Source organism: Mycobacterium sp. (genome assembly GCF_050701675.1).
GTDB lineage: Bacteria > Actinomycetota > Actinomycetes > Mycobacteriales > Mycobacteriaceae > Mycobacterium.
The window spans coordinates 1-18,325 of sequence record NZ_JBOGDD010000915.1; the positions used below are offsets into that span (position 1 = coordinate 1).

Below are 18,325 nucleotides of genomic sequence, written 5' to 3' on the forward strand. Positions count from 1 at the left end.
ATGTGGCTGATCAGGGCGGTTTCGATACCGTGGCCGTCCCCAGCGGCCACCAGGTCCACCAGCACATGGTGTTCGGCGGCGGAGGATTCCAGCTTGCCGGCCTTGGCGAGCCGGTCAAGGCCGTAGAGCCGGGTGTGCGCCCGTAGTTCGGCCACCGTCCTGACGATGCGGGCATTACCCGCAAGCGCCAAAAGCGTGAGATGGAAGTCGCTATCGGCGTTGACGTACTGGATCAGGTCGCCGCGCCGGCTGCCGTCAACGATGCGGTCGGCCAGGGTGCGCAACTGAGCCACGTCCTCGGCCGTGGCGGCCGCTACGGCGCGACGGCAGGCGGAGGGTTCGATCAGCAGGCGCAGATCGGTGACGTCGTCTAGATCCTTGTCACTCATCTCAGTAACGCGATACCCCTTGTTCCGAACGGTTTCCACTAGCCCTTCGCTGACAAGATCGACCATCGCTTCGCGCACCGGTGTCGGGGAAACACCGAACTCCTGCGCCAGCGCGGGCGCCGAGTAAATTCGGCCCGGGCTCATTCGCCCGGAAATAACCGCGGCACGCAATTCTCTCGTGACGCTTTCACGAAAGCTCGATGTGCCGATTCGACTGAACGAAAGAGCGGCAGCAGCCGTATCGGATTCCTCGGGTTGAACCACACCACAATTGTGCCAGAAAACAGTTCGGATTCTCCGAACGTCTGCCGACTTTCAAGGAGATGGTTATCTCATTTCGAGCAGCGACCGCGGGTGCCTCGGCTGCTGATCCGAGTCCACCGGCAATGCGCCGATGGTTATCGAGCGCAGGCGGCCTAGTGGCATATTTTTCCGGGTACCGATTCATCGGCTGAGGCGATGCGGCGGAGTGGTTTACGAGGACCGCCTGCTGGTCTGCTGCTGCTCCACGTCCTCCGGGTCCTGTCGGTATGGAGACGACCGCGAGCCGCTCCATCCCGGCAGACAAGCCGTGCCGCTACTTGGTGAGGAATCCCGCATCGACGGGGATCGTGCTGCCGGTGACGTAGCGCGCCTCGTCTGACGCGAGCCAGAGGATCGCGTTGGTGACGTCGCTCGGCGCCACCATGTCGACCGGCATCAGGTTGGACAGAAGCGTTCCGGCTTCGGGATTCCGTTCGAACCAGCGTGCGGTCGGGTCGTTGACGATCATCGGAGTGTCGACCGCGGTCGGGTGGACCGAGTTGACCCTAATTGCGTACTTGCTCAGCCAATGGGCACTCATCCGCATGATGCCGACGACTCCGTGCTTGGACGCCACGTAGCCTGCATAGCCCTCAGAACCGTTGCCACCTCGTCCCGACAGTCCGAGGTTCGAACTCGTCAGGATGATCGAGCCGCCGCGGCCATGTTCGATCATCGCCGTCGCGGCAGCCTTCACCGTGTGCCAAACTCCGGCCAGGTTCACGTCCAGGGTGTCGTGAAACGTTGCCTCGTCGTTCGGATCCTCCGCGACGAGGGCGGCGACACCAGCGTTGCCCAGGACGACGTCGATCGGTCCGACGACCTCGGTGCCACTGGCCACTGCCGCTCGCATGGCTGCTGCGTCGCGGACGTCCGCCTCCACTGCATGGATGCGGCGGCCGAGGGCCTTGACCTGCTGAACGGTTTCGGCCAGGTCGTCTGGCGTCGCCAGGGCATAGGGCACGCTCTCGATCTGCGCACAGAGGTCGACGGCGATGATGTCGGCGCCTTCGGCGGCGAGCCGAACTGCGTGATTCCGCCCCTGTCCGCGCGCCGCGCCGGTGATGAATGCTGTCTTGCCCTCGAACCGTCCCGACATCTTTGTCTCCTCTCGCCGGAATTCCTGGAAGCCATTGGCCAAATCGCTTGGCGGACCAGAAAGCAACGTATTCCCGCGAAGATCCGTGGTCAACATTGCATTCATAGATCGATGGCATGCCATCACTTCTGCGAATGCCACCGCACCGTATCGAACTACAATTTCCGGTCCGACCTGCGATGTAATTTCATAACGTTGGCTCCGATTTAGTTGGTGTGCAGAAGGTTTGGCATGTGTTGTTCAGTGCTCTACGGTCGATCGCGTCGCAATGGGGCACGAGCCAGGTCGCGTTCGCCGTACGGTTCCATTGCCGCCCAGGTCGATTCATGGTTCGGGAGGGTGACGACAACAATCGAACAGGTGGCACGGAATGTAGTGTCGCCCGTCGCGGCGGGATTCAGGAAGGCGTGCGTCGCTTTCGTGCCGATGCGTCGTACGGCGCGAGTTGGATTCGCACGTCGCGCGGCACGCGCACGCCGCGCGTCTGCAGGTTGTTGATGAACAGCGCGGAAAGCGGATCCTGCGGGGTGGACGTGACCGCCACTAGCTGTCTGAACCAGGGGGGCGAGAACGAACGGACGACGCCGGGGAAGCCAGCAGTCACCGCACTGACCGGGCACACGGCGACGCCAAGGCCAGCGGCGGCGAGCTGCGGGGCGGCAGCGGTCACCGATGTCCTCATCACGGGATCCGGTCGGACGCCGGCACTGCTCAGCGCTCGATCGAGCCAGCCGCTGAGCCCGTTGTCCGATGCGAAGTGAACCAGCGGAGCACCTTCGAGGTCCTCCATCCGTACCGTCGACCGTCGCACCAGGGGGTGGCCGGTCGGTGCCGTCAGGACAATCTCCTCGTCGGCGACTGCGGTGGTCGTGAAGCGGTCTGGCACTGGCGCGGGCATTAACGTCACGTCGACGACGTCGGAGTCGATGACGCCAAGTAGTTCGTCTATCGTCGTGGACTCCCGCAGCGTGATCGTCACCTCTGGGCGCCGCCGCCGCCACTCGCGAATGACCGGCGCGAGCAGGGGCACGCTGAGGCTCTGTGCGCAAGCCAGCCGCAGCGACCCGCCGACCCCTTCGCCAACCGCACGTGCCGACCTCACGGCCGAGGCGGCTGCCTCGATCGCCCGTCTGGCGTCGACGACGGCGGCCCGCCCCGCCGGAGTGAGCTTGACGCCCCGCGGCTCGCGGCGCAGCAGCACAGTCCGGACCTCACGTTCCAATGCGGCCAGCTGGTGAGAGACGGCGGGCTGCGAGGAATGCAGCAAGAGCGCGGCCTGCGTGATGGATCCCGAGTCTGCCACTGCAACAAGGCATTCCAACGCACGAAGTGATGCCATTCGAAAATTCTATCGCAGGCCGTCTAAACATGAGGGACTTTGTGGTGAGAATCAGGCGTAGCGTTCGGACAATCGGGTCAGGTCGTGCGAGGGGCACACCAGACGCCAAGAAGGAACGTCCCGGACTCCCCGGCAGTCCTGATCGCCTCGCGGGTGACCCGAGCCGAGGAGCCGGTCACGGGCACCATGTCGCTTGACGGCGATTCGCCCCGCCGGGCGCACGATGAGGGAGCGTAAAGAGTTGAGTATCGAGTTGCGTCACATCAGATACTTCATCGCCGTGGCCGAGGAGTTGAACTTCGGCCGGGCCGCGGCACGGCTACACATTGCCCAGCCGCCGTTGAGCGTCCAGATTCAGGACCTCGAGCGTGACCTCGGAGTCAAGCTCTTCGACCGGACGAGACGCCGCACGAGTCTCACCCGGGAGGGCGAGGTGTTCCTCCTCGAGGCGCGCCAGATCTGCGATCAGGTCAGCAGGGCCCGCCGCGCCGTCAACCAGGCCGCGTGTGGTGAGCTCGGACGTCTGCGGGTGGCGGGCGTGCCGTACGCATTCATGGAGGTGTTGCCGACGGTCGTGCCGAGATTTCGTCAGCAGAACCCCAACATCGTGGTCGATCTGCGAGAGGCCGGCACGCAGGAGAGCCTCGATTCCCTCCTCGCCGGCACCGTGGACGTTGCCTACGTGCGGCAGGGAGACCCGATCGAGGGCCTCGAGGTCGAACCCGTTCGAACGGGAACGCTCGAAGCCGTCGTGCCGCTCGGTCATCGGCTTGCCGGAGTCGGTTCCATCGAAATCACCGACCTCGCGTCCGAGCCCTTCGTCGCGACGTCACGGCACATTTCGCCCTACTACTACGACCAGACACTCTCGGCCCTGACCGCTGCCGGGATCACGCCACGCACGGTGGTGGAGGCGACGTCCATTCAAGCCCAGCTGGGCTACGTGGCGTGCGGGATGGGCGTGTCGTTGGTGCCGACCTCGTTCAAGTCGAGCGACTCGAAGTACGTCGAATGGGTCAGGCTCAAGGAGCCCATCGTGTCGACGGACGTGGCAGTGGCATGGGCATCCGGGCCCATTCCCGCGGTGGTGGATCACTTCTTGACAATCGCCCGTCAAGAAGCCGGCGACGACGTCGAAGCATCCGTCGAACTCGAAGCTCGCTCGGAAGTCCTGCGCGAGCGAGTCGTGGCCGAACGCAGCGCCGCATTGGTGTAGCGCCATCGCGCACCAGCGCAGCCCGGTCGATGAAGTCGGAAAGGCTGAAGGGCACGCTCATCGGTTGCTCCTAACGTAGTTCTCCCGCGTTGCGCGACCAGAGGACCTCGGGTCGCGCAACGCAAGAGCCCACGCCGCGCCGCATGCGTCTCGCGGCTCCGTGGGCGGCCCGCACCGGGCCGGCCCCGAAACATTGGGGTCTCGACGATCAGTCGAGCGTGCCGTAGAGCCGCCCAATCACGTCGGCCATCGGAAGGCCCGCAGCGATGTCGGCGAACATCCCCGCTTCCTTCTCGTCGATTGCCTCGCAGCGCGCGATGACCTGATCCACCAGTTCGATCGGCACGAAGCAGACACCGGTCTCGTCGGCCACGACGATGTCGCCCGAGGCGACGGTCACCCCCGCCACGCTGATGGTGGAATTGATCTCGACCGAGGACCCACGCCACTTGCCGGTCGCCGGGCTGATGTCACGGCTCCAGATGGGAAAGCCCCGTCGACGTGACTGCCCCACGTCGCGGACCGCGCCGTCGACGATGGCGCCGGCAAGCCCGCCCCGCGTTGCGCACGCCGCGACGATGCCGCCCATGTTCGAGACCTCGGGGAGACCGGAAATGACGATCACGTCCCCTGCTTCGGCCAGTTCGATGCCGTGGATTTCGGCCATCAGCCAGCTGCCTTCACTGACGGCGCGGTAGGGGTCCATTCTGCTGGGCACGTTGCGCAACGTGATCACCCGGCCGACGACGCGTTCCTCAGGCAGCGTGGGGATCAGGGTGGAGGCACCCAGGATGCCGGTGACGCCGAAGGCGTCGAGCGCATCAGCAACCGTGGCCGAAAGGTCCTCCAGTGCAAGGAATCTCTCGACGATACCGTCGGTCAATGGCTTCGGCATCGGGTGCACGTCAACCCAGTCGAAGTGCTGTTTCGTCGTTTCGGTCATGGTGGTTACTTCCTTCTGGTTGTGGGTTTGACAGATGTGCGCGATTCCCGAGCGGCCCACGCCTCCGAGAAACGGGAGACGCACGTGTTGTGGGTGAGCGACCGGCGAGTGGTCACGGGTGTCTGGTAGTTCCTCGTCTCGCCGGCCGTCCGACTAGCCTCCTCGCCCCGACGCCTGGGGGCGATCACGCCGATTCCCGGCGGGTGAAGTTCCGAGTAATCCGGTGTCGGTCTCGTCCAGTGGCGGGGCTGCCGCGCCGCCGGCACTTTGAAGGGCGTCGCCTCCGAAGTCGTTCGAAAGGTGCCGTACGACCGAATGGGCATGGTTGCCGTTTCGGGCGGAGTTGTCCCATTCGATCAGCATGGATTCGCCTTGGATTCGGTAGTAGTTCGCGCCCGCGTCGAGCGGCCCGGCCCAAGCGAAGTACAGGTCGTCGACGTTCCAGCTCGAAGCGAGTCCGGCGGGCAGCCCGTCGTGATACGCCCGCACCAGGCGATCCAGCCGATCCTTCTGGCCCGCGTCCAAGTCAGCGCCACGAATGCCCTTGGGAGCCAGCGTCATCGAAAGCAGCTCGTGATCCCGAAACCCGTATCCGATCTCGGCATCACGCGCCGCCCCACCTCGCCTCATTCGTTCCATCAGGTCGTCGTCTCCTGGGCGCCGACGAAAGATCTCGTGCAGCTTCATCACGGTCGCGCCGTCCTGCAATGCCGACCGATTTCCCATCACGATGTCGGCGGGCGCCTGATCGAGCAGAACGGCCGACGCGCGGGCGTCGGCGGATAGGGACGTGACGAGGTCCCTACCCGCCGACTGGAACGCTCGGAGGGGATCGAGCGTTGCGCCGCCGGGAAGCGTCGTGACCGCGGGGTCCAAGCCGAAGAACCGCGGTGTGGTCGACCGCACTTCTCCTCCGACGATGAGGAAGTTGACCGATACGTGGTGTCCGCCGAAGCGCCAACCCCAGGGGCGCTGGCCCTCCGGATCGCCGAAGACGCGCAGGTAATACCGAGAGGGGTCACGCCCGCGGCGGGTGTCGAATTCCGAGGCGAAGCCCTCCACGTGGTCGAGGATGTTCTCGGTGCCGATGATCGTCGACACGAGCGCGTAGCCCTCCGGAGACAATCCGGAGGCGACCAGTTGCATGGCGCGTCGCTGCTGCCAGACGAATTGGCAACCGAACGTCAGCCCGCCGTGGTCCGTCGGCGTGTAGTACCACCGTCTGCGCTCGGCCTCGTGATCTCCTCCAGGTGGACCCCACCAGGCCAGGACGCGTTGCTCGGCGTCAAGATCCGCCAGCCAGGCCGTGGCCGCCCGCGACATGTCGCGGGCGATTCTCGCGGCCGCGGTGTCTGGCTCAGTCGGCATCTTCACCCTTCCCCTGCGTCCAATCCCGGTGCCGTTCCACCTCAGTAGAAGATCGGCCCCAAGATCCCACCGCCAGCAGCGATGGCGTCGCCGTTGATCGCCACACTTAGGGGTGAGGCGAGAAAGGTGACGACCCGCGCGACTTCGACCGGTTGGACGAGTCGGCCGATGCTGACGTCGGCGGCCAACCCCTTCTTGAACTCGGACTCCGTCACGCCCTTCGCTGCGGCACCGTTGCGGATAATGTTCTGAACGCCTTCGGTTTCGGTCAGCCACGGATGGACGACGGTGACGTTGATCCCCTGTGGACCGAGTTCATCGGCCAGGTTCTTCGACATCGCGGCCACCGCGACGTTGCGTATGGAACCGAAGACGGAACCGGTGCGCCGCGCGTTGAGTCCGCTGATGTTGATGATTCGTCCCCATCCGCGTTCGATCATCTGGGGTGCGACCGCCTTCGCGCAGCGCAGGTAACCCAGCACCTTGGTCTCGATCTCGGAGCGCAGCTCGTCGTCGTCGAGATCCACCAGACCCGTCGGAGGGCCGCCCGCCGCCTTGGCGGCGCTGTTGACCAGGATGTCGACGCCACCGAGCCGCTCGTTGACTTCGTGCACCGCGACCGACACCCCCTCGTCCTGAGCAGTGTCGGCTGCGATGCCGATCGCCTGGTAACCCAGAGTCTGAAGCTGACCGGCGGCCGCCTCCACGGCGCCGCGGTCTCGTGCGAGAAGCGCGACGTGCACCCCCTCGGCACAGAGTTCCCGTGCGATGGCGAACCCCAGGCCTCGGCTCCCACCGGTCACCAAGGCCCGCTTGCTATTCAGTTTCAAGTCCATGGTCGCTTGCTCCCATCGTCTGGCGGCCGCATCCGCGGGCCGCTGAGTTGGCCGTTCTTGCAGCGGGTTTGGGTCCCGATGTCTAGGAGTGCAGACCGAGCACGTCACGCCACTGCCAGGTGTCGCTGTACTGCTGGAACTTCACGATCTTGTCGCCCTCGAAGTCCCAGACGTGGGCGAAGATCGCGTCGAGTGGGACGTCCGAGACGGTCGTGCCGACGTAGCGACCCTCCACCAGTACGGTCGTCTCCCCCGCAGCGATGCGGTTCACGTTGATGTGAAAGTCCTTGAAATCCTTGGCAAGTGCGTCGAACACCGTCTTCTGCACGGCATCGTGGCCCACTACTGGGCTGCCCGGCGAATAGGGAATGTTCTCAGCCTCGATCCACGGAGCGTCCTCGGCGAGAATGTCGAAGATTGGCTGGAAGTCGCCTTTGGCGAGGTGTGCGTAGACGTTTTCGATGACGTTGTGGTAGCTCATGGGTTCTGTAGTCCTTGGTGTCGTCGTGGGTACTTGTCGAATTGCCAGTTGGATGGAGCTGCTTCGGAACTCGTGCTAGTCGGGTGGCCCCTTCGCTCGTGCAGTGACCACGCGGTTGCGCAGAACGCCTATGCCTTCCAGTTCGACCTCGACGACTTGACCGGCTCGTAGGAGCCGGCCAGAGGCGAGGCCCACCCCGCCCGGGGTACCGGTGAGGATCACGTCTCCCCGCCACAAGGTGGTGTATTGGCTGACTTGAGAGACGAGTTCTGCGATCGGGAAGATCATGTTGGCCGTACTGGACTCCTGGCGTACCTCGCCGTCGACCACCGTGCGCAAGACCATGTCGTGGCGCTCGCGGGCGCTATCCGCAACCAGCAGCGCCGGGCCGAGTGGTTTGAAGCCGTCGAAACCCTTGGCCAGCCCGACGTTTGATCCGGCGACAGCTGGATTCGTGCCATCTTGGACGTCTCGGGCGGTGACGTCGTTGGCGACGGTCAGACCCGCCACGTGCGACCAGGCCCTGCTCACTGGTACGTCCGACGCGGGCGTCCCGATCACCACCGCCACTTCCCCTTCGAAGTCCACCGCCGAATCGGCGATCCTTGGAAGGGGAATGTCGTCGGTAGGTCCGATCACCGCCGACGCCGCGGTGAAGAACACCCTCGGAACCCGAGGAAGTTCCGCGCCTATCTCGGCGGCGTGATCCTTGTAGTTCAACCCAACGATGACCAGCTTTCCCGGGCTGGCGATCGGAGCTTGGACCGTCACCGCTTGCTCCTCGACGGAGCGCGTGACCCTGGCCCGGGCCAGTCGATCCATCGCGCCTGACTTCACCAGATCGGACAAGCTGGCGCCTCCGACGTCGAGGAGGTCGTAGCGAGTTTCAACGACGCGCGCCACACCCGCCGTCGTCTGCGCTACTAGCACGTTGACTGTCTCCGTTCTTGTCTCGCCGTCGTCGTATCCGCTCCAATTGCGGCCCCGCCAATGTTTCGCCTACGGGGGTGGTGTGTCCAATATCTATTCAGGAAGATCGTGATACTCAGCGGCTATCGGACGGGTTTCGTTTCAGCCGCAATAAACGGCACGGGGTTACCCGCCGCGGTGGCAATACTTCAAAACTATCGAGTGGGCAATCGAGAAGTATTGGACCGGATCACATCGCGCTTTGTAATGTGAGCTAGGACAGGACATCTCGCCTGTTTGGACAGCAAAGTCCCAGGACCGCGTCCGACACGACACCGCGTCGCAATGATCGCGAGTTGCCTACCGACCGGAGGAATGTCGAGGTATTCGAAAACATCGACACCGCCCATTGATGGCTGGTGATGACCGCAGGGAATTGCTGGCCTGAAGGCGAGCACATCCAACCCTGACAACTATTGAAAGGTGATGCTGAAATGCCGACCAAGACCGAAGTCGCAGTGCGAGGAATTCCGACGGCGACGAACGTCGACCACGTGGGATTTACGGTCAACGACCTCGACGAGGCGGTGGCGTTCTGCGTCGACGTGCTCGGCGGGGAGGAGGTCTTCCGGGCTGGCCCCTTCGCAGATCCCGAGAGTGACTACATCGCGACGCACTTCGACGTTCATCCGCGGGCGTCCGCGAACATCGCCATGGTGCGGCTCGGGCCGACGCAGGTGGTGGAACTGCTGGAGTGGGAATCGCCGGATCGGCGCAACGCGTGGCCGCGGACCAGTGATGCGGGCGCCGCGCACATCGGGATTCACGTCAAGGATGTCGACGCGGCGATGGGCTATCTGGCCGAGAACGGGTGCGTCGCATGCGGCGATCCCATGCTCTTGGCCGACGTGCCGAACGCAGGCACCAGGCTCCAGTTCCTAAGGACGCCGATCGGGCTCTACCTGGAGCTGGTATCGCACCCGGACCAACCCTTCCCCTACGAGGCGCAAACCAAGGCGCGCCTGCTGCCCAACGCGCCCGAATGGCGCAACGGATGACTCGTGGTGGGTGCGGCGGGCTGGCCCCAGGCATCATCGGTCTGCCGAGCAGTCGAACCCGTTAGGCGGCCAGATCCGTCGGTCACGCCCAGGTGGGCGGGGTACCTCAAATATTCGAATCGAACGCGCGAAAGGACGATGCAGTGGCGCTTTCTGTAGGACAACCTCCCGTCAACACGGACGTGGTGGTGGTTGGGAGTGGAGCAGGCGGGGCCGCTGTGGCCGGCGAGCTGGCACGCAACGGCTTGCGTGTCGTCGTCATCGAGGCCGGCGTGGCGGGAACGGGCGAGCACGGCCGGAATCTGGATAGCAGCCCCGCCGGCACCCCGGGATTCGCCGACTTCCTCGCTCGCGCTCTTGAGCCGCTGAACCGGGCTACGGCCGGTCCGCCGAGGCTGCCAGGTCTGGTCGGGATACACCGTGTCGGCGGCATGCTGGTGGGTTGGACTCACAACTCCCCCGCTCCGGACTGGTGGGAGTTGCCCTCGTGGATCGACCGGCGCCGGTGGGATGAACTCGTCGTCCGGGCCTCGGTCCTTCTGCACGTAGGCACCGAGTACAGCACCGAGGACGACCGCTACAAGGAATTCGAGGGCATCGTCGCTCGCCGCGCCGGCGCGTTGCCCCCCGGGCGAGACGTGCAGCCGATGCCGGTGGCGGCGCAGCCCTTGAAGGGTGGCGGGTGGCGGTACAGCGGCGCGGACGACTTGTTCCGGGGCGCGCACGACAACGTGCACCTGATCGCCGATCACGTGGTCCGCAGCGTCATACATGAATCGGGAGTTGCCAAGGGAGTACTCGCCCACCCGGTTGACGGTGGTGGTCCCGTCCTGATCAACGCCGATGCCGTGGTCGTCGCGGCGGGCACGGTGGGTAGCGCTCAGTTGATCTCGGCGTCGGGCCTCGATGCCGGCCCTGCTCTGGGCGCGTATCTCACCGAACACACCATCGTGGCTTCTCGGGTGCATCTCAAGGATGACCTGCGCCGCAAGGGGACGTCGACCGTGTTCCCGCCGTGCGTATGGATCCCCGCCTCACGCGCGCACGAGTGGTCGACGACGATTCAGGCCACGCAATGGAACTTCAACCCCGCGATTCCGGCCGACGCGCCGTTCGACAACACGATCGACCTGCTCTCGTTCTGCCCAGTCGACCCGAACGAGACCAACCGGCTGGAGTTCGACACAGAACGCGAAGACGCCTACGGCCTGCCCACGGCAACGGGCGCAGTGGAGTTGAGCGACAACGACTTCGAGGTGGCAAGCAACGCGTTGCGCGAGATGTTCCTGTTGTCGAGCGACCTAGGCGATCTCGTCACGGGCTGGGGCATGCAAGTGCCGGCCCGTGGAGGATCAATGCATCTGATGGGCTCGTGCCGCATGGATGCGGCGCAATCCCCGACCTCGGTTGTCTCGGCGGACGGTCGACTCTGGGGCTATGAGAACTGCTACGTGGCGGGCAATGCAGTACTCGGAGAGCGAAATGCCTCGAACCCGACGCTCAGCACCGTCGCCTTCGCGCTCCAAACCGCCGATGCGATCTTGAGCGGCTCCACACCGACCTTGGTATCCGACGCGAAGGAGAAACCATGATCATGGGCGTTCATCACACGGCCTTTTCCACGCCCAACCTCGAACGACTCAAGTCATTCTATTGCGACCTATTTGGGCTCGAGGAAGTGATGCGGTTCGGCTGGGAATCGGGCGACGATCTGTGCGACAGCATCGTCGGGCTCACCCGTTCCGCAACGAATTTCGTGTTCTTGCGGAGCGGAAACACGCATCTGGAAATCTTCGAGTACACGCATCCCACACCCAAGCCGCGAGACCCGCAATGGAGGGTCTCCGACTACGGCATCACCCACATCTGTTTCGAGGTCGCCGACATCCATGCCGAATTCTACCGCCTCGCCAAGGCAGGAATGCGCTTTCAAAACGAAGCACCGATCGATGCCATGGGCATGTTACACGCGGTCTACGGTTTCGATCCCGACGGAAACATCGTCGAATTGATCGAGTTTCCTGACCGCGAACAGTTGAGTGAATCAACGTCACTCACTGGCGCACCCCTGCTCAACGGAAGCCGATCGCTGTTGTCGGAGTTGGACTAGCGGGGATGGGTGGCGTCGACCATCGGAGGCGTGACGTTCGCGCCAACCCGAGTGGAACGGAAGCGACCTTCGACTCGCGAGGCGACTTACCGCCGACCCGGCGGAGTCGACCCTCAGTTCGAGCAACCCGGTGACACGCGAGCACGATAGCGCCGGACACACCGGCAATGCTTGCCCCTCCCCGAGGGTTGAAGGCTTGCTCGATGGACCGGCAAGGTGCTCGGCCTCTTTAACGGCGAAGACGCCCGAATGGGGCGTGACCAAGTTGGCGACGGCACTCGGGCTACCGGAGTCGACGACGTTCGACATCGTCGCCAGTTTCGTCCAAACCGGGCTGCTGCAAGAAACTCTGGACGCCCGGCACCGACCTGGCTGGCGGGTGCTGCTGACCAATCGTCGCATGATGAAGTCTTCTTGCTGCCGCCCTCGCGTGCACCGCACTCTTGGCGCACATCGCGGCCTCTTGCGTCGGAGTGGCGAACCGCGATGGCGGCCCATGCTGACCGGGACACTCCCGCCCACCACGGGAGGGAGCGCCTTTACGAGCTGGGTCACCAATTGTCCCGATATCGCGGAACTCGCAGTTACGCACACGGTCGGGGCCCGCCTTGGCCTCGTCGACCACGTAGTCCAATTCATGAATTGGCTAGCGGCTGACGTTGTCGCACAAGCACTTCTGACCTCTTGTCATGGCTACCAGGAAGATTGTGAGGCGGCTTGGAACTGGACCGCAATCGCGCAGATCGGTTCCGCAACAACATAACTCAGCCCAGCGCCGTCGGGGGGTACTAAAGAGCAGGTGCGAGACACACCTCCATATTGTTCATGGCAGGGAACCAAACTACGAATGATGCTTGGGGAACACCAACCAACGGTCGATTGCTGGGCCTAGGTGGGCAAAGCGAAAGGGAGCTCGAGATGAAAATCGTCACGATTGGACGAGGAATGATCGGCGGCGGCCTGGCTCGCCTCTGGCGGGCGGCTGGCCACGATGTCACGGAACTCGGCCGGAATGGCGGGAACGCGTCGGACGCGGACGTGATCCTGGTGGCGGTACCCGGATCCAAGATCTCGGCTGCCCTGTCAAAGGTGACGGGAGTGGTGGGCAAGATCGCAATCGACGCGACGAACATCATGCCCGCGCGCCAAGGCGACTTCCACTCGTACGCCGAGGAAGTGAAGTCCTTCACCGGCGGACCGGTGGCCAAGAGCTTCAACATGAACTTCGGGGAGCTCTTCGACAAGGTGAGCGACCAGCGCGTGCGTCCGAGTAATTGGTACGTCGCGGACGAGGACGCCGTCGGGCTCACCGAGCAGCTCATACGCGACGCCGGGTACGACCCGGTGCGCCTCGGGGATCTGTCCAGGGCCCGCGCGTTCGAGGACGCGGTCTGGCTGCTCATGGGGGTAAAGCCCCAGGGCGGTGTGTTCTATCGGTTCGCCGTGCCCGGCGAACTCTGATCGCACCGACCGTCGCGGTCCCACCCATCACCAGAAGGAGACAGGCTCATGACTCGACCGATCCGCATCGCCGTGACGCTGCAACCCGGCAATGCCCCGGACTACCCCACGTGGCGGGCCGCGGTGCTGCACGCCGAAGAGCTCGGGGCCGACATCGTCTTCGGCTGGGACCACTTCCACCGGCCCGAGATCGCCGAACTCAACCAAGGTGTACCAGTGCTGGCCGACGCGCAACCCGACGTCACCCACTTCGAGGGCTGGACCGCGCTGGCCAGCTGGGGCGAGATCACTCACCGCGCCCAGATCGGGCTGCTCGTCACGGGCATGGGCTACCGCAACCCCGACCTGCTGGCCGACATGGCCCGCACCGTCGACCACATCAGCGGCGGCCGGCTGATCCTCGGCCTCGGCGCGGGCTGGTACGAAAAGGACTACACCAGCTACGGATACGACTTCGGCAGCTGGAAGTCACGCTTCGACCTATTCGAAGAAGGACTGACACGCATCAAGGCCCGCTTCGGTGAGCTCATTCCGCCGCCGGTCCACGACATCCCCATCCTCATCGGCGGCACCGGCCCCAAGCGAACCCTGCCGCTGGTGGTGCGGTACGCCGACATCTGGCACACCTTCCTTGGGGTCGAGGCATTCACCACGGCCACCGCTCAACTCGATGAGATGGCTGCGGCCGCGGGACGCGACGGCGGCGAGATCGAACGATCGGTGCACTGGTTCGACTCAGACAGCGCCGAGGCCTACCGCTCCGCCGGCGCGAGTGTCTTCGTCCACGAGATCGCCCCCGATCCCATCGCCGGTTACGACTTCGGCACCTTGAGGGAGATGCTGGCCTGGCGCGATCGCCACAACGAAGTCTGACGGCAGGAGCGCCCACCACGCCATGGCCAGCCACTGGTGGGGCCACCCCAGGCGCCGAAAGCGCCCGGCGCCCTCGATGCTGGCGAAGTGTTGGCAAGGGCCTTTGGACGGACCCGACGTACGAGCCCGGGTGCGGTGGACCAGGTTTCGTGAGTTCGAATGGATGCGCTTTGACCCTTTCGGGTGCGTACCGGTAGGGCAACTGCTAGGGCGTGTCTCCCATATGGGCGACACACCCTAGCTAGTGATCGACGCTGTCGACGTGGCGGTGCGGGTCGCGTCCAACGTGATCGGGATCTTCAGGATCTTCGATATCGAGCACAGGGCGCGTGCCTGCTCTGTGAGTTCAGCGAACTTCTCGTCGGTGATACCCGGCAGGTCGGCCTCCACGACGAAGTGGATACCCTCCACCGAATAGCCGTGCCCGTCCGAGCCCTGGTCGTCGGTGCCCATGGTGAGTTCGGCTGTGGTGCTGATTGATTCGACGGCAGCACCGGCCTTCAAGGCGATATTCGCCAGGGCGTGGTTGTAGCAGCCCGCGTGACCGGTAACGAGAAGTTCTTCTGGAATGGCCCCGCGTGCGCCCTCGAATCGGCTGGCGAACGTGTACGGCGCCTCGCGGACGGTGTCGGTGGTCGTCGTCGACAGCGATCCGGCGCCTTCTTTGAACGAGCCGTACCACTGCGCATGTCCGGTCACGGTTGTCATGGAATTTCTCCTTCGATTGCGATGAAAACGCGTGAACTTGCTTGACGAGTCAGGTGGTCGACCCGATGGCCGCGACGTCGGCGATGTCTGCGCCCAAGTGGTACTCGATGTCGGACTTCTCTTGCAGGCCACGCTCGAACAGGCCCTTGGTGACCGATTGGAAACCCGGGGTCGGCACGGCTGACCAGAAGGCGTCGGAGTGCAGTGGGTATTCGCTGTCGGGCAGACGGGTGTATTTGTTGATGAACGACTTGATCTCAGCCAGGGCCCGATGGTCCCAGCGCGAGACCCGCACCGCGTAGTCGTGGACGAAGGCCACGAACTCATCATCGGGGATCGATCGGTTGACGTAGCCGTACCGCTCGGCGGTATCGCCGTCGTAATCACCTCCACCAAGCAGGATTTCGAAGGCTCTGCCGCGGCCGACCAGAGCCGGGAGTCGGCCCGCGGCGCCACCGCCGGGCACTGCGCCGAACCCGACCTCCATCTGTCCAAGGATGGCCTTCTCGCGGCTGGCGAATCGGATGTCGGTGGCCAGCACGAACTCGCTTCCCGCGCCGCGGGCGATCCCCCGCACGGCACTGATGGTGACCGCTGACAACTTGCTGATCCGCACGGTGATGTCCACCCAGGCCGCGTAGCCAGTGAGGCTGGGCAACGCCTCGGTCACCGCGTGATCGGCGGCCAAATCGTAGTGAGCCAGGTAGAAGTCGGGGTCGGCGCTGGTGAAGACGACCACGTTGACGGTGTCGTTGGACTCCAATTCGGTCAGCAGTTCCTTGAGGTCCCGCATCATGTCGGGCCCGATCACGTTGACCGGCGGATTGTCGAAGGTGACCAGCCACAGCGTGGGAGACACCTCGGTGAGGCGAAGGTGGGTCGGGGCGAAGTCGTCGATGAAGGCCATGCGAGCACCGTACCACCTCACTTTGAATTTACTAGTGAGGATGCGTACGGCCGGCTTCATGGCACGCAGACCAGCCGATCCCACGGCGCCCACCACCAACCCGCGCCCGGGCTAATCGACGCGCGCCACGGGACTGGAAGAGCTGCCTGAATCCGTAACTCCCCCTTCAACACCGAGAGAAGAGACATCATGACCGCTCAACCGGCCGCCTTCATCCATAGCCTGGGAACCTCACCCTGTAATGATCAGCAAGCACCCCCCTGACTGGTATTTATCAAGTCAGATGGGTAAAGTTCATCATGTGGCAACGAAGAGCGTCGACGACTGGCAGTGCTCGGTCGCCCGCAGCATGACGGTACTGGGCGAGCGGTGGACCATTCTCATCCTTCGCGAAGCCCTCCTGGGAACCACTCGATTCGCTGACTTCGAACGCAACCTCGGCCTGCCGCCGGACCGCCTCGCAGACCGCCTCGCAACACTCGTGGAGTACGGCGTCATGACCAAGGAGTCCTATCAGGAACCAGGTCAACGGCGACGCCCCTCCTACCACCTCACGCCCGGTGGCCGCGAACTGCACGTGCTCATTGGCGCCCTCCAACAATGGGGCGACCAACACCTTCCCCGCCCTCAAGGCCCCACGATGATTCGCAAAGCCAGACGCACGGAGCGGCCAGTGCACGTCGCGTTCATCGACGACCTCGGGTACGAAGTGCCCGCCGATGACGTCGCCACCATCCCCACCGGCAACTGACGCACCACTCGGACCCCGCCCGATCGACCAGGTCCGTTCCGATCTGCACAATCGGGCGACTACATCCCCCCGCGCCAACGACTGCATGCACAGCCATTCATCGCGATTCTAATCTTATTGTTACCATAAGTTTCTCTTACTTTTCTTAGAGTTCCTGTACGGTCAGTGCTCATACGAGGGGCCGATGGCGCGTCTGCGCTTTGCAGCGGAAGGGGCCGTGATGGCCGAGTTGGGTTCGCAGGCCGTGGTTTTCGGAGCGGGCATTGCGGGGCTGCTGGCCGCCCGGGTGCTCTCGGAGTTCTACGGGTCGGTCACGGTGGTGGAGCGCGATGCGCTGCCTGATCACCCAGACCAGCGCAAAGGGGTGCCGCAGGGGCGTCATCTACACAACTTCCTCAGCCGCGGCAGTCAGGTGATCGGTGATCTGTTCCCTGGCATTCTGAGCGAACTCGCCGCCGCCGGGGCGGTTGTCGACGACGGCGACGACCTGTCGCGGGTGTACATCCGCGTCGGCGGCTACGAACTGAAGCCCGCTGGCCGACTGGCCGATCCTGGACCGCTGGCGGCATACCAGGCCAGTCGTCCCTTACTGGAGTTTCACCTTCGCCGACGAGTTGCCGCGCTGGACAATGTCACGATTCTCGACAACCACGACGTAGACGAACCGGTGATCACCGGTGACACCGTCACCGGCGCGCGAATCATCAACCGCGACAACGGCAGCGCCACGGTTCTGGAGGCCGCACTCGTGATCGACGCGACGGGGCGGGCAGCGCACACCGCGCACTTCCTGGACGGTCACGATTTCGGTGTCCCACCAGAGGAACGGCTACCGTCAGCCGGGGGCTACTCCAGTCAGTTGTTGCGCATCCCCGCGGGACGCATCACCGATCGGATGGCGTTCGTCAACCAAGGGAGCAAGGCACCGGGCGCACTGCTGGTGGCCTATGAACACGACACCTGGATGCTGGCGATCGCCCACCCTGCCGAGTACGGCGACCCCCCAAGGAATTTCACCGAGATGATGGATTCGGCGGAGCATCTACTCCCTTCGACGATCACGGCCGGACTTCGGGTGGCGACACCTGTTGGGGCCATCTCGATCTCTCGCAGCACCGCCGCCGCCTGGCGACGCTATGACCGAATGCCTCGGCTCCCGGGCGGCCTGGTAGTGCTCGGTGACGCGCTGTGCAACCTCAATCCTCTGTACGGGCAGGGCATGACGATGGCCGCCATACAGGTGCTTGCACTGCGTGACTGCCTGGACGCGGGCGACGCCGACTTACCGCGGCGCTTCTATCGCGCTGCCGCCGAACACATCGGGCCGGTATGGGCAGTGAAACGGGCCAACGATCGCGCGCCTTCCACCGGCGCTGCACGCACCCGGCGACAGCGGTTGCGCAGCGGGGTGCAGCACGCCGCGCTGAGGGCCGCGACCATCGACATTGCCGTGGCCGAGCGATTCCTCCGCGTCCGCGGTCTCATCGACCCGCCTGCGCGACTACAAGACCCGGCCCTGTTCGCGCGGGTCCTGATCGCCAATCTCCGGCACCCCCGCCGGAGGCCGGGTATCG

19 protein-coding genes are annotated in these 18,325 nt (G+C 64.4%); 9 read left to right on the forward strand and 10 right to left on the reverse strand.

Annotated elements, in window-relative coordinates; all coding sequences use genetic code 11:
* The 3 genes from ACRDUX_RS27780 to ACRDUX_RS27790 form a co-directional block, all read right to left on the reverse strand.
* Positions 1-653 (reverse strand): GntR family transcriptional regulator (locus tag ACRDUX_RS27780; RefSeq protein WP_526418550.1); only part of this gene is annotated, 653 nt, incomplete at its 3' end.
* A 313-nt stretch (positions 654-966) separates the two neighbouring features.
* Entirely contained in the window at positions 967-1,791 is an 825-nt protein-coding gene (locus ACRDUX_RS27785) for a mycofactocin-coupled SDR family oxidoreductase (RefSeq protein WP_526418552.1), read from the reverse strand.
* Between the two features lie 397 nt (positions 1,792-2,188).
* Entirely contained in the window at positions 2,189-3,130 is a 942-nt protein-coding gene (locus ACRDUX_RS27790; RefSeq protein WP_526418554.1) for a LysR family transcriptional regulator, read from the reverse strand.
* 241 nt (positions 3,131-3,371) lie between these two features.
* Between ACRDUX_RS27790 and ACRDUX_RS27795 the strand changes: the two genes are divergently transcribed.
* The gene (locus tag ACRDUX_RS27795) at positions 3,372-4,346 is read left to right on the forward strand and encodes a LysR substrate-binding domain-containing protein (RefSeq protein WP_526418556.1); all 975 of its coding nucleotides are present in this window, start codon (positions 3,372-3,374) and stop codon (positions 4,344-4,346) included.
* Positions 4,347-4,554: 208 nt separating this feature from the next.
* Here the strand turns inward: ACRDUX_RS27795 and ACRDUX_RS27800 are convergent, their stop codons facing one another.
* The 5 genes from ACRDUX_RS27800 to ACRDUX_RS27820 form a co-directional block, all read right to left on the reverse strand.
* Positions 4,555-5,289, reverse strand: coding sequence for an RraA family protein (locus ACRDUX_RS27800; RefSeq protein ID WP_526418558.1), 735 nt, complete (start codon positions 5,287-5,289; stop codon positions 4,555-4,557).
* Positions 5,290-5,442: 153 nt separating this feature from the next.
* Positions 5,443-6,657: a DUF3500 domain-containing protein gene (locus ACRDUX_RS27805; protein WP_526418560.1), complete on the reverse strand. Its 1,215-nt coding sequence runs from the start codon at positions 6,655-6,657 to the stop codon at positions 5,443-5,445.
* A 41-nt stretch (positions 6,658-6,698) separates the two neighbouring features.
* Entirely contained in the window at positions 6,699-7,493 is a 795-nt protein-coding gene (locus ACRDUX_RS27810; RefSeq protein ID WP_526418561.1) for an SDR family NAD(P)-dependent oxidoreductase, read from the reverse strand.
* An 82-nt stretch (positions 7,494-7,575) separates the two neighbouring features.
* A complete protein-coding gene (locus ACRDUX_RS27815; protein WP_526418563.1) occupies positions 7,576-7,974 on the reverse strand; it encodes a nuclear transport factor 2 family protein in 399 nt (132 codons plus the stop codon).
* Positions 7,975-8,049: 75 nt separating this feature from the next.
* Positions 8,050-8,904, reverse strand: a complete 855-nt coding sequence (locus ACRDUX_RS27820; RefSeq protein WP_526418565.1) for a fumarylacetoacetate hydrolase family protein — start codon at positions 8,902-8,904, stop codon at positions 8,050-8,052.
* A 473-nt stretch (positions 8,905-9,377) separates the two neighbouring features.
* On the opposite strand from ACRDUX_RS27820, the gene ACRDUX_RS27825 reads away from it, so the two are divergent.
* The 6 genes from ACRDUX_RS27825 (at position 9,378) to ACRDUX_RS27850 (ending at position 14,385) form a co-directional block, all read left to right on the forward strand.
* Positions 9,378-9,941 (forward strand): VOC family protein, encoded by a 564-nt coding sequence (locus ACRDUX_RS27825; RefSeq protein ID WP_526418567.1) that lies wholly within the window; start codon positions 9,378-9,380, stop codon positions 9,939-9,941.
* Positions 9,942-10,084: 143 nt separating this feature from the next.
* Entirely contained in the window at positions 10,085-11,533 is a 1,449-nt protein-coding gene (locus tag ACRDUX_RS27830; RefSeq protein WP_526418569.1) for a GMC oxidoreductase, read from the forward strand.
* On the forward strand, positions 11,530-12,051 hold the full coding sequence (locus ACRDUX_RS27835; RefSeq protein WP_526418571.1) for a VOC family protein: 522 nt from the start codon (positions 11,530-11,532) through the stop codon (positions 12,049-12,051). Before ACRDUX_RS27830 ends, ACRDUX_RS27835 begins: the two co-directional genes overlap by 4 nt.
* Positions 12,052-12,181: 130 nt before the next feature.
* Positions 12,182-12,814, forward strand: a complete 633-nt coding sequence (locus ACRDUX_RS27840; protein ID WP_526418573.1) for a helix-turn-helix domain-containing protein — start codon at positions 12,182-12,184, stop codon at positions 12,812-12,814.
* A 155-nt stretch (positions 12,815-12,969) separates the two neighbouring features.
* Positions 12,970-13,512 carry an NADPH-dependent F420 reductase gene (locus ACRDUX_RS27845; protein ID WP_526418575.1) on the forward strand — a complete coding sequence of 181 codons (543 nt, stop codon included), beginning with the start codon at positions 12,970-12,972 and terminating at the stop codon, positions 13,510-13,512.
* A gap of 48 nt (positions 13,513-13,560) precedes the next feature.
* Positions 13,561-14,385 (forward strand): LLM class F420-dependent oxidoreductase, encoded by an 825-nt coding sequence (locus ACRDUX_RS27850; RefSeq protein ID WP_526418577.1) that lies wholly within the window; start codon positions 13,561-13,563, stop codon positions 14,383-14,385.
* A gap of 237 nt (positions 14,386-14,622) precedes the next feature.
* Here ACRDUX_RS27850 and ACRDUX_RS27855 read toward each other — a convergent pair whose 3' ends face one another.
* Positions 14,623-15,093 (reverse strand): OsmC family peroxiredoxin, encoded by a 471-nt coding sequence (locus ACRDUX_RS27855; protein WP_526418578.1) that lies wholly within the window; start codon positions 15,091-15,093, stop codon positions 14,623-14,625.
* 49 nt (positions 15,094-15,142) lie between these two features.
* Positions 15,143-16,000 carry an enoyl-CoA hydratase/isomerase family protein gene (locus ACRDUX_RS27860; RefSeq protein WP_526418580.1) on the reverse strand — a complete coding sequence of 286 codons (858 nt, stop codon included), beginning with the start codon at positions 15,998-16,000 and terminating at the stop codon, positions 15,143-15,145.
* Positions 16,001-16,301: 301 nt separating this feature from the next.
* On the opposite strand from ACRDUX_RS27860, the gene ACRDUX_RS27865 reads away from it, so the two are divergent.
* Entirely contained in the window at positions 16,302-16,751 is a 450-nt protein-coding gene (locus ACRDUX_RS27865; RefSeq protein ID WP_526418582.1) for a winged helix-turn-helix transcriptional regulator, read from the forward strand.
* 184 nt (positions 16,752-16,935) lie between these two features.
* Positions 16,936-18,325, forward strand: a 1,390-nt coding sequence (locus ACRDUX_RS27870; protein ID WP_526418584.1) for an FAD-dependent oxidoreductase, incomplete at its 3' end; no start/stop codon positions are given.